12 protein-coding genes are annotated in these 16066 nt (G+C 71.3%); 10 read left to right on the plus strand and 2 right to left on the minus strand.

The genetic code is table 11. The features are described from left to right. Positions 1-134 precede the first annotated feature (134 nt). From lepA to hemW, 4 genes are all read left to right on the plus strand, one after another. Positions 135-2003, plus strand: a complete 1869-nt coding sequence (lepA, locus tag NGB36_RS15590; protein ID WP_255920868.1) for a translation elongation factor 4 — start codon at positions 135-137, stop codon at positions 2001-2003. A gap of 151 nt (positions 2004-2154) precedes the next feature. Continuing rightward, positions 2155-2532, plus strand: coding sequence for a hypothetical protein (locus NGB36_RS15595; protein WP_255920869.1), 378 nt, complete (start codon positions 2155-2157; stop codon positions 2530-2532). A 236-nt stretch (positions 2533-2768) separates the two neighbouring features. Continuing rightward, positions 2769-4649: an AMP-dependent synthetase/ligase gene (locus NGB36_RS15600; protein WP_255920870.1), complete on the plus strand. Its 1881-nt coding sequence runs from the start codon at positions 2769-2771 to the stop codon at positions 4647-4649. A 54-nt stretch (positions 4650-4703) separates the two neighbouring features. Beyond that, the gene (hemW, locus tag NGB36_RS15605) at positions 4704-5936 is read left to right on the plus strand and encodes a radical SAM family heme chaperone HemW (RefSeq protein WP_255920871.1); all 1233 of its coding nucleotides are present in this window, start codon (positions 4704-4706) and stop codon (positions 5934-5936) included. Between the two features lie 160 nt (positions 5937-6096). Here the strand turns inward: hemW and NGB36_RS15610 are convergent, their stop codons facing one another. Both NGB36_RS15610 and NGB36_RS15615 read right to left on the minus strand, forming a co-directional pair. Further along, entirely contained in the window at positions 6097-6924 is an 828-nt protein-coding gene (locus NGB36_RS15610; RefSeq protein ID WP_255920872.1) for a DUF3097 domain-containing protein, read from the minus strand. Positions 6925-6961: 37 nt separating this feature from the next. Continuing rightward, a complete protein-coding gene (locus NGB36_RS15615; RefSeq protein WP_255920873.1) occupies positions 6962-7702 on the minus strand; it encodes an MBL fold metallo-hydrolase in 741 nt (246 codons plus the stop codon). A gap of 318 nt (positions 7703-8020) precedes the next feature. On the opposite strand from NGB36_RS15615, the gene hrcA reads away from it, so the two are divergent. The 6 genes from hrcA (at position 8021) to NGB36_RS15645 (ending at position 16062) form a co-directional block, all read left to right on the plus strand. Continuing rightward, positions 8021-9037, plus strand: coding sequence for a heat-inducible transcriptional repressor HrcA (gene hrcA / locus NGB36_RS15620; RefSeq protein ID WP_255920874.1), 1017 nt, complete (start codon positions 8021-8023; stop codon positions 9035-9037). Next, on the plus strand, positions 9038-10177 hold the full coding sequence (dnaJ, locus tag NGB36_RS15625) for a molecular chaperone DnaJ (protein ID WP_255920875.1): 1140 nt from the start codon (positions 9038-9040) through the stop codon (positions 10175-10177). A gap of 67 nt (positions 10178-10244) precedes the next feature. Then, positions 10245-11315, plus strand: coding sequence for a nitronate monooxygenase (locus tag NGB36_RS15630; RefSeq protein WP_255920876.1), 1071 nt, complete (start codon positions 10245-10247; stop codon positions 11313-11315). A gap of 153 nt (positions 11316-11468) precedes the next feature. Next, positions 11469-12206, plus strand: coding sequence for a 16S rRNA (uracil(1498)-N(3))-methyltransferase (locus NGB36_RS15635; protein WP_255920877.1), 738 nt, complete (start codon positions 11469-11471; stop codon positions 12204-12206). A gap of 77 nt (positions 12207-12283) precedes the next feature. After that, positions 12284-15586: a S41 family peptidase gene (locus NGB36_RS15640; protein ID WP_255920878.1), complete on the plus strand. Its 3303-nt coding sequence runs from the start codon at positions 12284-12286 to the stop codon at positions 15584-15586. Positions 15587-15702: 116 nt separating this feature from the next. Beyond that, the gene (locus NGB36_RS15645) at positions 15703-16062 is read left to right on the plus strand and encodes a histidine triad nucleotide-binding protein (RefSeq protein ID WP_255920879.1); all 360 of its coding nucleotides are present in this window, start codon (positions 15703-15705) and stop codon (positions 16060-16062) included. The last annotated feature ends 4 nt before the right edge of the window (positions 16063-16066 follow it).

Below are 16066 nucleotides of genomic sequence, written 5' to 3' on the forward strand. Positions count from 1 at the left end.
GTTACCAGCCGCAGGTAAGGCCGCCCAAACCGGGATCCGCGCCCACCGGACCCGGTGCCGCCCGCCTCACGTGGGACTATGGAGGGCAACGTATCGATCCGTCCAAGCCGAGTAGCCGAGAAACAGGACCCTGCGTGCCCGCGACCCCTACCAACGTGCCGGAGCCGAGCCGTACCGACCCGGCTCTGATCCGCAACTTCTGCATCATCGCGCACATCGACCACGGTAAGTCGACGCTCGCCGACCGGATGCTCCAGCTCACCGGCGTGGTCGAGCAACGCCAGATGCGCGCGCAGTACCTCGACCGCATGGACATCGAGCGTGAGCGCGGCATCACGATCAAGTCGCAGGCGGTCCGGCTGCCCTGGGCGCCCACCACGGGCGAGGGCCAGGGCACCACGCACGTGCTCAACATGATCGACACCCCGGGGCACGTCGACTTCACCTACGAGGTCTCCCGTTCCCTTGCCGCCTGCGAGGGCACCATCCTCCTGGTCGACGCCGCCCAGGGCATCGAGGCCCAGACCCTCGCCAACCTCTACCTGGCGCTGGAGAACGACCTCCACATCATCCCGGTCCTCAACAAGATCGACCTGCCGGCCGCGCAGCCCGAGAAGTACGCCGCCGAGCTCGCCCACATCATCGGCTGCGACCCCTCCGAGGTGCTCAAGGTCAGCGCGAAGACCGGTGAGGGCGTCACCGAACTGCTGGACAAGGTCGTCGCCGAGGTCCCGGCGCCCGTCGGCAAGGCCGACGCGCCCGCCCGGGCGATGATCTTCGACTCGGTCTACGACTCCTACCGCGGTGTCGTCACCTATGTGAAGGTCGTCGACGGCAAGCTCAGCAAGCGCGAGCGCATCCGGATGATGTCCACCGGCGCCGCACACGAGCTGCTGGAGATCGGTGTCTCCTCGCCCGAGATGGCCCCGGCCGACGGCCTCGGCGTCGGCGAGGTCGGCTACCTGATCACGGGTGTCAAGGACGTGCGTCAGTCGAAGGTCGGTGACACCATCACGCAGTTCACCCGCGGCGCGGAGGAACCGCTCGGCGGCTACAAGGAACCCAAGCCGATGGTGTTCTCCGGCCTGTACCCGCTGGACGGCTCCGACTACCCGGAGCTGCGCGACGCCCTCGACAAGCTTCAGCTCAACGACGCCGCCCTCGTATACGAACCGGAGACCTCCGCGGCGCTCGGCTTCGGCTTCCGTGTCGGCTTCCTCGGCCTGCTCCACCTGGACGTCATCCGGGAGCGGCTGGAGCGCGAGTTCGGCCTCGACCTGATCGCCACGGCACCTAATGTGATCTACCGGGTGATCATGGAGGACGGTACGGAGCTTTCGGTCACCAACCCCAGCGAGTTCCCGACCGGCAAGATCGCCGAGGTCTTCGAACCCGTCGTCCGCTCGACGGTCCTCGCGCCCAGCGAATTCGTCGGCGCCATCATGGAGTTGTGCCAGAGCCGCCGCGGGACGCTGCTCGGCATGGACTACCTCTCCGAGGACCGCGTCGAGCTCCGCTACACCCTCCCGCTCGCCGAGATCGTCTTCGACTTCTTCGACCAGCTGAAGTCCAAGACCCGCGGCTACGCCTCGCTCGACTACGAGCCGACCGGCGAGCAGCGCGCCGACCTCGTCAAGGTCGACATCCTGCTCAACGGTGACAAGGTCGACGCCTTCTCCGCGATCCTGCACAAGGACAAGGCGTACGCGTACGGGGTGCGGATGGCCGGCAAGCTGCGCGAGCTCATTCCGCGGCAGCAGTTCGAGGTGCCGATCCAGGCCGCCGTCGGAAGCCGCGTCATCGCCCGCGAGACGGTCCGCGCGATCCGCAAGGACGTCCTCGCCAAGTGCTACGGCGGTGACATCTCCCGCAAGCGCAAGCTGCTGGAGAAGCAGAAGGAAGGCAAGAAGCGGATGAAGATGGTCGGAAGCGTGGAGGTGCCGCAGGATGCCTTCATCGCCGCGCTGTCGACCGACGAGGGCGACGGCAAGACCAAGAAGTAGCCTGCCCGTCCGTCACGCATGTCCACCGACTCTGCTCCGTCTCTGTGCTCCATCGGAGTGAGGCCCCGGTTTCCTATCGCCCGGTGACGGCGTTACCGATGCGTCGGCATCTCGCAGGGTAGAAAGGGACATCACAGTGGGTAACTCTTCGGTGGCCAAGCGTGCGGTCTTCGTCGCGGTCGGTTCCGCGGTGGGCTCGGCGGTGGCGCTGGGATCGGCCGCTCCGGCGGCGTTCGCCGACAGCGACAGCCTCGGGGGCGCCACCAACGTCACGGGCGCGGCCTGCAACACCGCCGACGGCGTCAGCGACCTCGCGGACGGCGTCGTGATCAAGGGCAGGTCGCCGGAGTCCATCCGGGGCAGCGATCTCGCCTCGGGAGTGACCGGGGCGGTCAGGACGCTGTGCTCGGCGACCAATCCCTCCGCCGCCGCACAGAAGTACGCCACCTACACCACCCCGCAGAACGGCCCCCAGCAGAGCGCCCCGATGATGCTGGGCGGCATGCCGGTCGGCGTGCCGAACAGCTGACACCGGCGCGCCCGGCTTCGGCGGCGGAGCCCGCCGCAAACCGGCAGACGGGGCATGGGCAGACAAGTGTGACGGGCGGACCCCGGCGCGAGCGCGCCGGGGTCCGCCATGTGATGTCACTTTTTGAACGAACGCTTCGAGACCCTTACGCGCGGCGGGTCGTGCGTCTACTCTGACCTGTGCTTGAAGGTTACTCGTGAGTCACAAGCAATGATGCGGGCCTCGGAGGAATTGTCGTGACCGACACACAGACCTTGATCGAAAACCGGCCGGCCTCCGTGGCCACGCTCTTCCTCGAACGCGTCGAGAAGACTCCCGACATCGAGGCCTACCGCTACCCCGTCGCGCCCGCCTCCGGCGGCCCGGAGGAGTGGCGTTCGTTCACCTGGGCGCAGGCCGCGCAGCACGTCTTCGCCATCGCCGCGGGCCTGATGGACCTCGGCGTCCGTCCCGAGGAGCGGGTGGCGATCGCCTCGAACACCCGCGTCGAGTGGATCATCTCCGACCTCGCAGTGCTGTGTGCCGGCGCGGCGACCACCACCATCTACCCCAGCACCAACGCCGACGAGTCGGCCTTCATCCTGGGGGACTCCGACAGCAAGGTTCTGATCGCCGAGGACGCGAGCCAGCTCGCCAAGGCGCGCGAGCGCCGTGCCCACCTCCCTCACCTCGCCCACGTCGTCGTCATCAAGGCCTCCGACGCGCAGGACCTGGACGGCGACGGCTGGGTGCTCTCGCTGGAGGAGCTGGAGAAGCGCGGCCAGGCCTACCTGGAGAAGCACCCCGAGTGCATCAACGAGACCGTCGCCGGGATCGCTCCCCCGCAACTGGCCACCCTCATCTACACCTCGGGCACCACCGGCCGCCCCAAGGGCGTGCGGCTCCCGCACGACGCCTGGGCGTACATGGCCAAGGCGATCGCCTCGACGGGCCTGATCGGCGCCGAGGACGTGCAGTACCTGTGGCTGCCGCTCGCGCACGTCTTCGGCAAGGTGCTCACCGCCGGCCAGATCGAGGTCGGGCACGTCGTCGCCGTCGATGGCCGCGTCGACAAGATCATCGAGAACCTGCCGGTGGTCAAGCCCACCTACATGGCGGCCGTGCCCCGGATCTTCGAGAAGGTCTACAACGGTGTGGCCGCCAAGGCCCGCGAGGGCGGCCCCGCCAAGTACAAGATCTTCCAGTGGGCCGCCGAGGTCGCCCGCGAGTACGGCAGGGTCAGCCAGGAGAACCGGCGCGCCAGCGGCAACCCCTCGGTGCCGTTCGGCCTCGCCGCCAAGCACGCCGTGGCCGACAAGCTCGTCTACGTCAAGCTGCGCGAGGCCTTCGGCGGCCGGCTGCGTGCCTGCGTCTCCGGTTCGGCCGCGCTCGCACCCGAGATCGGCTACTTCTTCTCCGGCGCCGGCATCCACATCCTTGAGGGCTACGGCCTGACGGAGTCCAGCGCGGCCAGCTTCGTCAACCCGGGCGAGGCGTACCGCACGGGCACGGTCGGCAAGCCGCTGCCGGGCACCGAGGTCCGCATCGCCGAGGACGGCGAGATCCTGCTGCGTGGGCCGGGCATCATGCAGGGCTATCACGGGCTGCCCGACAAGACCGCGGAGGTCCTGGAGCCGGACGGCTGGTTCCACACCGGGGACATCGGCGAGCTCTCCGACGACGGCTTCCTGAAGATCACCGACCGCAAGAAGGACCTGATCAAGACCTCCGGCGGTAAGTACATCGCGCCGGCCGAGGTCGAGGGCCAGTTCAAGGCGGTCTGCCCGTTCATCAGCAACGTCATGGTCATCGGAGCCAACCGCAACTTCTGCACCGCGTTGTTCGCCCTCGACGAGCCGACGATCATGGGTTGGGCGAAGGAGAACGGCCTCGCAGGCGTCAGCTATGCCGAGGTCGTCGCATCGCCGCAGGTCAACGACTTGATGGGCGGCTATGTCGCTCGTGTCAACGAGGGCCTGCAGAAGTGGCAGACGATCAAGAAGTACCGCGTTCTGCCGCGCGACCTCGACATCGAGCACGGTGACCTCACCCCGAGCCTCAAGCTCAAGCGCCCGGTGGTCGAGCGGGAGTTCAAGGACCTGATCGACGACATGTATGCGGGCACCAGGGAGGCGTAACCGCCAGGGGGAAGCCGTGGCGGCCGATGCGGGCCGATGCCGGACAATGGCGGTATGCCTTCCGCACTGCCCGACGGTGAGCCCATGCCCGTGGACGGCGCGCTGCCCGCCCATGCACTGGCGGGCGCCGCCGACCGGCCGCTCGGCTTCTACCTGCACGTTCCGTATTGCGCAACGCGTTGCGGATACTGCGACTTCAACACCTACACGGCGAGCGAGCTGCGCGGCTCCGGCGGCGCGCTCGCGTCGCGCGACAACTACGCCGACACCCTCATCGAGGAGATCCGGCTCGCCCGCAAGGTGCTGGGCGACGACCCCCGGCAGGTCGGGACGGTCTTCGTCGGCGGCGGCACGCCGACCCTGCTCGCCGCCGCCGACCTCGGCCGCATGCTGGGTGCGATCCGGGACGAGTTCGGGCTCGCCGCAGGCGCCGAGATCACCACTGAGGCCAATCCGGAATCGGTCGACCCGGCGTACCTGGAGCAGCTGCGCGCGAGCGGCTTCAACCGCGTCTCGTTCGGCATGCAGAGCGCCCGGCAGCACGTGCTGAACGTCCTCGACCGCACACACACGCCCGGGCGCCCCGAAGCGTGCGTAGGGGAAGCGCACGCCGCCGGGTTCGACCACGTCAACCTCGACCTGATCTACGGCACGCCGGGGGAGAGCGACGACGACTGGCGCGCCTCCCTCGACGCCGCGCTCGGCGCCGGCCCCGACCACATCTCGGCCTACGCGCTGATCGTCGAGGAGGGCACGCAGCTGGCGCGCCGCATCAGGCGTGGCGAGGTGCCGATGACCGACGACGACGTGCACGCCGACCGCTATCTGATCGCCGAGGAGCGCCTCGCCGCCGCCGGCTTCGGCTGGTACGAGGTCTCCAACTGGGCCACGTCGCGCGAGGCGCGCTGCCGCCACAACGAGCTGTACTGGACGGGCGCCGACTGGTGGGGCGCGGGACCGGGAGCGCACAGCCACGTCGGCGGCGTGCGCTGGTGGAACGTCAAGCACCCTGGCGCCTACGCGCAGGCGCTGTCGGAGGGGCGCTCCCCGGGCGCCGGGCGGGAGCTCCTGGGCGCCGAGGACCGCCGCGTCGAACGCATCCTGCTGGAGCTGCGGCTGGCCGACGGCTGCCCGCGTGACTTGCTCACGCCGGTCGGCTCCCGAGCAGCCGAGCGCTTCATCGCGGACGGCTTGCTGGAACCGGAATCGTACGAGCAGGGGCGGGCGGTGCTGACGCTGCGCGGGCGGCTGCTGGCGGACGCGGTGGTGCGCGATCTGGTGGACTGATCATCCGGTGGGGTGAACTCAGGTGCGTACCGGGTATGGCCCCCTCATCTGGACATGGGCTGCCGTGCGTACGCGCGGCGGATCGGGATGTGGAGGACCACGGAGATGACCGCTGTGGAAGAACGACCTGTGGCCAAGGACACCGCCAAATTCCAGACCCTCAGCTGACCGCCGTCACGAAATCGATCAACTCCTCCACTCTGCCCAGCAGTTCCGGCTCCAGGTCCTTGTACGAGCGCACCGCGCTCAGAATCCGCTGCCAGGCGGCTCCGGTGTTCTCCGGCCAGCCCAGCGCCCGGCACACGCCCGTCTTCCAGTCCTGGCCGCGCGGCACGGACGGCCAGGCCGGGATGGCGACGGCCGACGGTTTCACCGCCTGCCAGACGTCGATGTAGGGGTGGCCGACGATCAGAACATTCTCGTCCGTCACCTCGGCCGCGATCCGGGACTCCTTCGAGCCGGGGACGAGGTGGTCGACGAGGACGCCGAGGCGCGCATCCGGACCGGGCGCGAACTCCGCGACGATCGCCGGGAGATCGTCGATCCCCTCCAGGTACTCCACGACCACCCCCTCGATCCGCAGGTCGTCGCCCCAGACACGCTCGACCAACTCGGCGTCGTGCCGCCCCTCGACGTAGATGCGCCCGGCGCGTGCGACCCGCGCCCGCGCGCCCGGCACCGCGATCGAGCCGGAGGCGGTCAGCCGCGGGCCGCGGGGAGCCGTCACGCCTTGCGGGCGCACCAGGGTGACGACCTTGCCGTCCAGCAGGAAGCCGCGCGGCTGGAGCGGGAAGACGCGCAGCTTGCCGAAACGGTCCTCCAGTGTCACCGTGTGGCCCTGCGCGGTCTTCTCGCAGCGTACGACCGCCCCGCAGAATCCCGTTGTGACCTCCTCGACCACCAGATCGCGCTCGGCGGCGACCTCGGGGACGGGCTTGTTCCTCTTCCAGGGCGGCGTGAGATCCGGGCCGTAACTCCTGCTGCGCATGGGCGAGATCGTATCCGTGCGGCGCCTGCGCAGCCGTCTAGACCGCCCCGAACCGCTCGGCCAGCCGGTCGCGTTGCTCACGGACGAACCGGGCGTCCACCACCGCTCCGTGGCCGGGGACGTACGCGGCCGTCTCCCCGCCGAGCTCCAGCAGCCGGTCCATCGCCAGCGGCCACTCGCGGGGCACCGCATCCGGCCCGGCCTGCGGCTCGCCCGACTCCTCCACCAGGTCGCCGCAGAAGACGACGGTGGGCGTGCCCGGCACGGCGACCGCCAGGTCGTGGCCGGTGTGGCCGGGCCCGACGGAGGCGAGCACCACCTCGCGGCCCCCGAGGTCAAGCCGGCACGAACGGTCCACCGGATGGTCCGGGCGCACCAGCACATCGGCCGCCTCGGCGGCCGCGTGCTGGTCGACGCCGTACCGTACGGCGTCCGCCCTCAGCTCGTGGCGGTGCCGGTCGAGATAGGCGCCGAGCGCGGCGTCACCGTAGACCTCGACGCCGGCGAAGGCGGCCGTGCCGAAGACGTGGTCGAAGTGGCCGTGGGTCAGTGCGACATGGGTGACTGGGCGGCCGGTCAGCTCGCGGATCTCCCGGCGCAGCCGTGCTCCGTCGCCAAGCGTCGGACCGGTGTCCACGACCAGCAGACCGTCGGTGCCGACCACGACGCCGACTGTCACATCCAGGTCGGGCAGCCGCCGCCGCGCGCATCCGGCGGCGAGTTGTTCCCATCCGGAGCCCTTCTCCGGGTCCGCGAGCTCTTCCCATCCTGCGTCCACACCGCGACGCTATCCGCAGGCAGCGCGCGTCGCTCGCGGTACGGTGAGCGTCGCACACGAGCAGGCGGAGGGGTGCCCCCGTGGAGCTGGGGGAGGCCGGCCGAGGAACGAGGCCGTCCGCGAAGCCTGCGAGTGGGCGACCGCAACATCAGCCGCCGGCGGGGCGGGGCGAACTCAGAGCGGTGACTGATCGCACCCGCGGCTGCCTTGCCTGGCCCTCGCTACTGCGCCGTACACTTATTGGGGGGATCTGGCACTCACGCACAGCGAGTGCCAGGGGGAACGAACCGACGGACCTGACGCTTGGAGGTGCGCGCGATGCTGAGCGAACGCAGACTCGAGGTGCTGCGCGCCATCGTCCAGGACTACGTCGGCACCGAAGAGCCTGTCGGGTCGAAGGCGCTCACCGAGCGCCACCGACTCGGCGTCTCGCCCGCCACCGTGCGCAACGACATGGCGGTGCTGGAGGACGAGGGCTTCATCCAGCAGCCGCACACCAGCGCCGGGCGGATCCCGACCGACAAGGGCTACCGGCTCTTCGTCGACAGGCTGGCGGGCGTCAAGCCGCTCAGCCCCGCAGAGCGCCGCGCGATCCAGAACTTCCTCGACGGTGCGGTGGACCTCGACGACGTCGTGGCCCGCACGGTACGGCTGCTCGCCCAGCTCACGCGTCAAGTCGCCGTCGTCCAGTACCCGTCGCTGACCCGGTCCACGGTGCGCCACGTCGAGCTGCTCGCGCTCGCGCCGGCCCGCGTCATGCTCGTCCTGATCACCGACACCGGGCGGGTCGAGCAGCGGCTGGTGGACTGCCCGGCGCCGGTCGGCGAGACGACGCTCGCGGATCTGCGGGCGCGGCTGAACAGCCGGGTGGTGGGCCGCCGCTTCACCGACGTGCCGTCGCTGGTGCAGGATCTGCCCGACGCGTTCGAACACGAGGACCGCGCAACGGTCTCCACGGTGCTCTCCACGCTGCTGGAGACGCTCGTCGAGGAGACCGAGGAGCGGATCATGCTCGGCGGCACAGCGAACCTGACCCGGTTCGCCCACGACTTCCCCTTGACGATCCGCCCGGTCCTGGAGGCGCTGGAGGAGCAGGTGGTCCTGCTGAAGCTCCTCGGCGAGGCCAAGGACGCGGGCGTAACGGTGCGAATCGGTCACGAGAACGCCCATGAGGGCCTGAACTCCACGTCCGTCGTCGCGGTCGGCTACGGTTCGGGAGACGAGGCGGTCGCCAGGCTGGGTGTGGTCGGGCCGACCCGTATGGACTACCCCGGAACGATGGGAGCGGTACGCGCAGTGGCGAGGTACGTCGGACAGATCCTGGCGGAGTCGTAAGTGGCCACGGACTATTACGCGGTCCTGGGCGTACGCCGCGACGCCGGTCAGGACGAGATCAAGAAGGCGTTCCGCCGACTCGCTCGCGAGCTGCACCCGGACGTCAACCCGGACCCGAAGACCCAGGAGCGGTTCAAGGAGATCAACGCCGCTTACGAGGTGCTCTCCGATCCGCAGAAGAAGCAGATCTACGACCTCGGCGGCGACCCCCTGTCCTCCTCGGGTGCGGGTGCCGGCGGCGCGGGCGGCTTCGGCGCGGGCTTCGGCAACTTCAGCGACATCATGGACGCCTTCTTCGGGCAGGCCTCGCAGCGCGGGCCGCGCTCGCGGACCAGGCGCGGCCAGGACGCGATGATCCGGCTCGAGATCGAGCTCGACGAGGCTGCGTTCGGCACCACCAAGGAGATCCAGGTCGACACCGCCGTCACCTGCACCACGTGCAACGGCGAGGGCGCCGCGCCCGGGACCTCCGCGCAGACATGCGACATGTGCCGCGGCCGCGGCGAGGTCTCCCAGGTCACACGCTCCTTCCTCGGCCAGGTCATGACCTCGCGGCCGTGTCCGCAGTGCCAGGGCTTCGGCACCGTCGTCCCGACGCCGTGTCCGGAGTGCGCGGGCGACGGGCGGGTGCGCTCGCGCCGCAGCCTGACGGTGAAGATCCCGGCGGGCGTCGACAACGGCACGCGCATCCAGCTGGCGGGCGAGGGCGAGGTCGGCCCCGGCGGTGGCCCGGCCGGCGACCTGTACGTCGAGATCCGCGAGCTGCCGCACCCCGTCTTCCAGCGGCGCGGCGACGACCTGCACTGCACGGTCACCATCCCGATGACGGCGGCTGCGCTCGGCACCAAGGTGCCGCTGGAGACGCTCGACGGACTCGACGAGGTGGACATCCGCCCCGGTACCCAGTCCGGTCAGTCGATCCCGCTCCACCAGCGCGGCATCACGCACCTGCGTGGCGGCGGCCGTGGCGACCTGGTCGTCCATGTGGAGGTGCAGACGCCCACCAAGCTCGACCCCGAGCAGGAGGAGCTGCTGCGCCGCCTCGCCGTGCTGCGCGGCGAGGAACGTCCCTCGGGGCACTTCCAACCTGGGCAGCAGGGGCTGTTCTCCCGCCTGAAGGACGCGTTCAACGGCCGCTGACAGGGGTCGTTGCGGGTCCCGACGGGGCGGGAGAGGCGCTGTCACAGGGGCGTGACAGGATGTGTCCATGCCCGCGTTGACCGAGCTCTCCCCGCTGCCGATCGTCCAGGCCCCGATGGCCGGCGGAGCGTCCTGTCCGCAGCTCGCCGCTGCGGTGAGCGAGGCCGGCGGCCTCGGGTTCCTCGCTGCCGGGTACAAGACGCCCGAGGCGATGTACCAGGAGATCAAGACGCTGCGGACGCTCACCGCCCGCGCCTTCGGCGTCAACCTGTTCATGCCGCAGCCCTGCACCGCCGACCCCTCGGCCGTCGCCGTCTACCGCGAGCAGCTCGCCGGCGAGGCGGCCTGGTACGACACCCGGCTCGGCGACCCCGACTCCGGTCTGGACGACGGGTTCGAGGCGAAGGTGGCGATCCTCCTCCAGGACCCGGTGCCGGTGGTCAGCTTCACCTTCGGCTGCCCGGAGCGTTCTGTCTTCGACGCGTTCGCCCGCGCCGGGACGTACACCGTCGTCACCGTCACTTCGGTGGCCGAGGCGCAGGCGGCGCAGTGGGCGGGCGCGGACGCGGTGTGCGTGCAGGGAGTGGAGGCCGGCGGCCACCAGAGCACGCATCGCGACGACCCGTGGCTCGACGCGGCGGGCGTGGGGCTGCTCTCCCTTCTCCCCGCGGTACGGGAGGCCATACAGCTGCCCATCGTCGCGGCGGGCGGCATCATGCGCGGCGGGCAGGTCGCGGGGGTGCTCGCGGCGGGCGCGAGCGCCGCGCAGCTGGGCACGGCGTTCCTGGTGTGCCCAGAGTCCGGCGCGCACGAGCTGCACAAGCAGGCGATGACCGATCCGGTCTTCACCCACACCGAGTTGACGCGCGCCTTCTCCGGACGCCCGGCGCGCGGCCTGGTCAACCGTTTCGTCCGTGAGCACGGCCCGTACGCGCCGGCCGCCTATCCGCAGGTGCACCACCTGACCTCCGGGCTGCGCAAGGCGGCCGCCGCGGCCGGCGACCCGCAGGCGATGGCGCTGTGGGCAGGGCAGGGCCACCGGCTCGTCCGCGCGATGCCGGCGGCCCAGCTGGTGGAGGTGCTCAGCGCTGAACTGGAGGCGGCGCGCCAGGCGTTGAGCACGGAAGCGACGCTGTGAGCGACGCATGCGAGGCCACCGGGCCGCAGGCGGCGACGAAACCCGCGCCTCGCGCCTCGCGGCCGTGCCCGTGGCGGAGCCACTGATGTTGCCCGTGGCAAAGCCACTGATGTTGCCCGTCGCCGCTGGCGCGGCGGGGCGAAGGGAGGGACCGTGACCGCTCCCGTTTTCGTCGTCGCGCCCGGGGCGCTGCGCGGCGGCCGCGTGATGCTCGACGGGCCCGAGGGACGCCATGCGGTGTCGGTGCGGCGGCTGCAGGTGGGGGAGGAGATCGTGCTCACCGACGGCGCGGGCAGCGGCGCATACGGCACGGTGGCTGCCATCGAGGGCAAGGACCGCCTCGACGTCGCCGTCACCGAGCTGCGCACCGAGCCCGAGCCGGCGCCCCGCATCACCGTCGTCCAGGCGCTTCCCAAGGGCGACCGCGGCGAGTTGGCCGTCGAGACGATGACCGAGACAGGGGTCGACGTGATCGTTCCGTGGGCGGCCTCGCGCTGCATCACCCAGTGGAAGGGCGAACGCGGCGCGAAGTCGCTCGCCAAGTGGCGGGCGACCGCCCGGGAGGCCGGCAAGCAGGCGCGGCGGCTCCGGTTCCCTGACGTGACAGACCTGATGACGACACGTCAGGTCGCGGAGTTGCTCTCCGGCGCGGCCCTCAGCGCCGTGCTCCACGAGGCGGGCGGTGAACCGCTCGCGTCCGCGCCGCTGCCCGCCGACGGCGACATCGTGCTCGTCGTCGGCCCCGAGGGTGGTGTCGCCCCGGACGAGCTCGATGCGTTCGCGGCGGCGGGCGCCAGGCCGTACCGGCTCGGACCGAGCGTGCTGCGCACCTCGACCGCCGGGGTCGCCGCCACCGCGGTGCTGCTGGCACGCACCGGCCGCTGGGGCTGACACGGGGCGCGGCTGCCGACGTTCGCCGATCACGAAACACCTCGTGGCATCGGCGTTGTGTGGCTAATGTGGCCAGGGTGACGCAGCCTTCCTACCTCCGGTATCCGCACCCGCACGGCGACCTGATCACGTTCACGGCCGAGGACGACGTCTGGGCGGCGCCGTTCGACGGCGGCCGAGCCTGGCGGGTGAGTGCCGACAACGTTCCCGTCACACACCCACGCATCTCGCCGGACGGCGAGCACATCGCCTTCACCTCCACGCGTGACGGGGCGCCCGAGATCCACGTCGCGCCCGTCGACGGCGGCCGGACCAGGCGGCTGACGTACTGGGGCAGCGGCAAGACCTCCGTGCGCGGCTGGACCCCGGACGGCGAGATCCTCGCCATCAGCACCTACGGGCAGGCCACGCTGCGCCGCACCTGGGCCTGGGCCGTCCCCGTCGACGGCGGGCCCGCGCGCAGGCTCCCGTACGGGCCGGTCGGCGATGTGGCTTTCGACGGGCGCGAAGCGCCTTCCATTGAGGGGGGTGGTGGGCGACGGGCGGAAGGGCCCGGCGGCGCCGTGGTGCTGCTGTCGGCGACGATGGGGCGCGAGGCCGCCCACTGGAAGCGCTACCGCGGCGGCACCGCAGGCAAGTTGTGGATCGACCGCACCGGTGACGGCGAGTTCGAGCGGCTCCACGCCGACCTCGACGGCAACATCGAATGCCCGCTGTGGATCGGCGGCCGCGTGGCCTTCCTCTCCGACCACGAGGGAACCGGAGCCCTCTACTCCAGCCTCTCCGACGGCTCCGACCTGCGCAGGCACAGCCCCCTCGACTCCTTCTACGCCCGCCACGCCGCCACCGACGGCACCCGCGTCGTCTACACCTCGGCCGGCCGCCTCCACGTCCTCGAAAGCCTCGAGGACGAGCACGCCGAGCCGCGCCCGCTCGACGTGCGCCTCGGCGGCCAGCGCACCGACCAGCAGCCGCACCCCATCCGCGCCGCCCACTACCTCGCCGACGCCCACCCCGACCACACCGGCCGCGGCAGCGCCGTCGAGGTGCGCGGCGCCATCCACTGGCTCACCCACCGCGAGGGCCCTTCCCGCGCCCTCGCCGCCCAGCCGGGAGTGCGCGCCCGGCTGCCGCGCACCTTCACGCAGGGCGGCGCCGACACCGAACCGCAGGTCGTGTGGGTCACCGATGCCGAGGGTGAGGACGCAATCGAATTCGCCCCCGCGGCGGGACGGCCCGCGGGCACCGCGCCGCGCCGGCTCGCCGCAGGACGCCTCGGCCGCGTCCTGGATCTCGCCGTCTCGCCCGACGGCCGCCGCATCGCGGTGGCCTCGCACGACGGCCGCGTGCTGCTCGTCGAACGCGAGACCGGCGAGGTGCGCGAGGTCGCCGCCAGCGAGCACGGCGACGCCTCGGGGCTCACCTTCTCGCCCGACTCCGGCTGGCTCGCCTGGTCCCACCCCGGGCCCGAACCGCTGCGCCAGCTGAAGATCGCCAACACCGCGACCCTCTCCGTCGCCGACGCGACACCGCTGCGCTTCAACGACTTCGCGCCCGTCTTCACCGCCGACGGCAAACACTTGGCGTTCCTCTCCGAGCGGGCCTTCGATCCCGTCTACGACGCGCACGTCTTCGACCTGTCGTTCCCCAACGCCTGCCGCCCGCACCTGATCACACTCGCCGCCGACACCCCCTCCCCGTTCGGTCCGCAACGCCACGGCCGCCCGCTCGGCGGTGCGGGCGAGGAGAAGTCCGACGGCGACTCGCGGCACGACGGTGAGCACGAGGGCGAGGAGAGCCCGCGCACGCCCGTCACCCGCGTGGAACTCGACGGCCTCGCCGACCGCATCGTGCCGTTCCCCGTCGAGGCCGCCCAGTACTCCACGCTGCGCGCCGCCAAGGGCGGAGTACTGTGGCTGCGCCACCCGCTGCAGGGCGTGCTCGGCTCCTCGCTCGCCACGCCGCAGGCACAGCCGCCCACCACCGGCCTGGAGCGCTACGACCTGGAACGGCTGAAGTTCGACCAACTCGCTGACGACGTCGACGACTTCGCCGTCACCGGAGACGGCGAACGGCTCGTCGTGCACACCGGCGGCAAGCTGCGCGTCGTACCCGCCGACAGCAAGGGCTCCGACGAGGACGAGAGCGACAACAGCATCACCGTCGACCTGTCGCGGCTGCGCCTGACCGTCGACCCGGCCGCCGAATGGCGCCAGATGTACGACGAGGCGGGCCGCCTGATGCGCGACAACTTCTGGCGCGCCGACATGTCCGGCGTCGACTGGGACGGCGTCCTCGAACGCTACCGCCCGGTGCTCGACCGGGTCGCGACCCACGACGACCTTGTCGACCTGCTCTGGGAGGTCCACGGCGAGCTCGGCACCTCCCACGCCTACGTCACCCCTCCGGGCGGCCACCGCGACGGGCTGTGCGGTCAGGGCCTACTCGGCGCCGACATCTCCCGCCACCAGGACGGCCACTGGCGCATCGACCGCGTGCTCCCCTCGGAGAGCTCCGACCCACAGGCCCGCTCCCCGCTCGCCGCGCCCGGCGTCGCCGTACGGCCCGGGGACGCGATCCTCGCCGTCGACGGCCACCCGCTCGACCCGGCCGCGGGCCCGGGACCGCTGCTGATCGGCACCGCCGGCAAGCCCGTCGAGCTCACCATCGCCGCGGCCGGCGGCGAACCGCGCGCGGTCGTCGTCGTCCCGCTCTCAGATGAGGAGCCGCTGCGCTACCACGACTGGGTGCGGGATCGCCGCGCCTACGTCCACCGCCAGTCCGGTGGACGGCTCGGCTATCTGCACGTGCCCGACATGGTCGGCTCCGGCTGGGCTCAGCTCCACCGCGACCTGCGCGTCGAGGTCGCCAGAGAGGGGCTCGTCGTCGACGTACGGGAGAACCGCGGCGGCCACACCTCGCAGCTCGTCGTCGAGAAGCTGGCCCGGCGGATCGTCGGCTGGGACCTGGCGCGGGGCATGCAGCCGATGAGCTACCCGCAGGACGCCCCGCGCGGCCCGGTCGTCGCGGTCGCCAACGAGTTCTCCGGCTCCGACGGCGACATCGTCAACGCGGCGATCAAGGCGCTCGGCATCGGTCCGGTCGTCGGCACCCGCACCTGGGGCGGCGTGATCGGCATCGACCAGCGCTACGAGCTCGTCGACGGCACGAGCGTCACCCAGCCCAAGTACGCCTTCTGGTTCGACGGTTACGGGTGGGGCGTGGAGAACCACGGCGTCGACCCCGACGTCGAGGTGGTCCAGGCGCCGCAGGACTGGGCCGCCGGCCGGGACCGGCAGCTCGACGCCGCCATCGGCCTGGCCCTCGACGCCCTCGCCTCCACGCCGGCAAAGACGCCGCCGGCCAGGCCCGGGCAGTGACGCTGCCGCCGGGCTTCGCCGGTGCCCTGCTGCTGCGGCGGCGCGTCGCCACCGAGGACAACGCGGCCCGGTAACATGCGGCCCGTAGGAAACACACCCACGAGGGAGACGCCGCCGTGGCGGGAGAACCGCAGGCCGACTGCCTGTTCTGCAAGATCGTGACGGGCGACATCCCCGCGACCATCGTCCGGGAGACCGAGACCACGGTCGCCTTCCGCGACATCAACCCGCAGGCGCCCACGCACGTTCTCGTCATCCCCAAGGTCCACTACCCCGACGCCCGCACGCTCGCGGAGCAGGCCCCCGAGCTGTGCGCGGACCTGCTGCGGGAAGCGGGCGCGGTCGCCGCCGAGGACAAGGTGGACGACACCGGCTACCGCATCGTCTTCAACACCGGCAGCGGCGCAGGCCAGACCGTGTGGCACGCCCACGCCCACGTACTCGGCGGCCGCGGCTTCAACTGGCCTCCCGGGTAGGCCC

The sequence above is a fragment of the Streptomyces humicola genome (genome assembly GCF_024436035.1).
GTDB lineage: Bacteria > Actinomycetota > Actinomycetes > Streptomycetales > Streptomycetaceae > Streptantibioticus_B > Streptantibioticus_B humicola.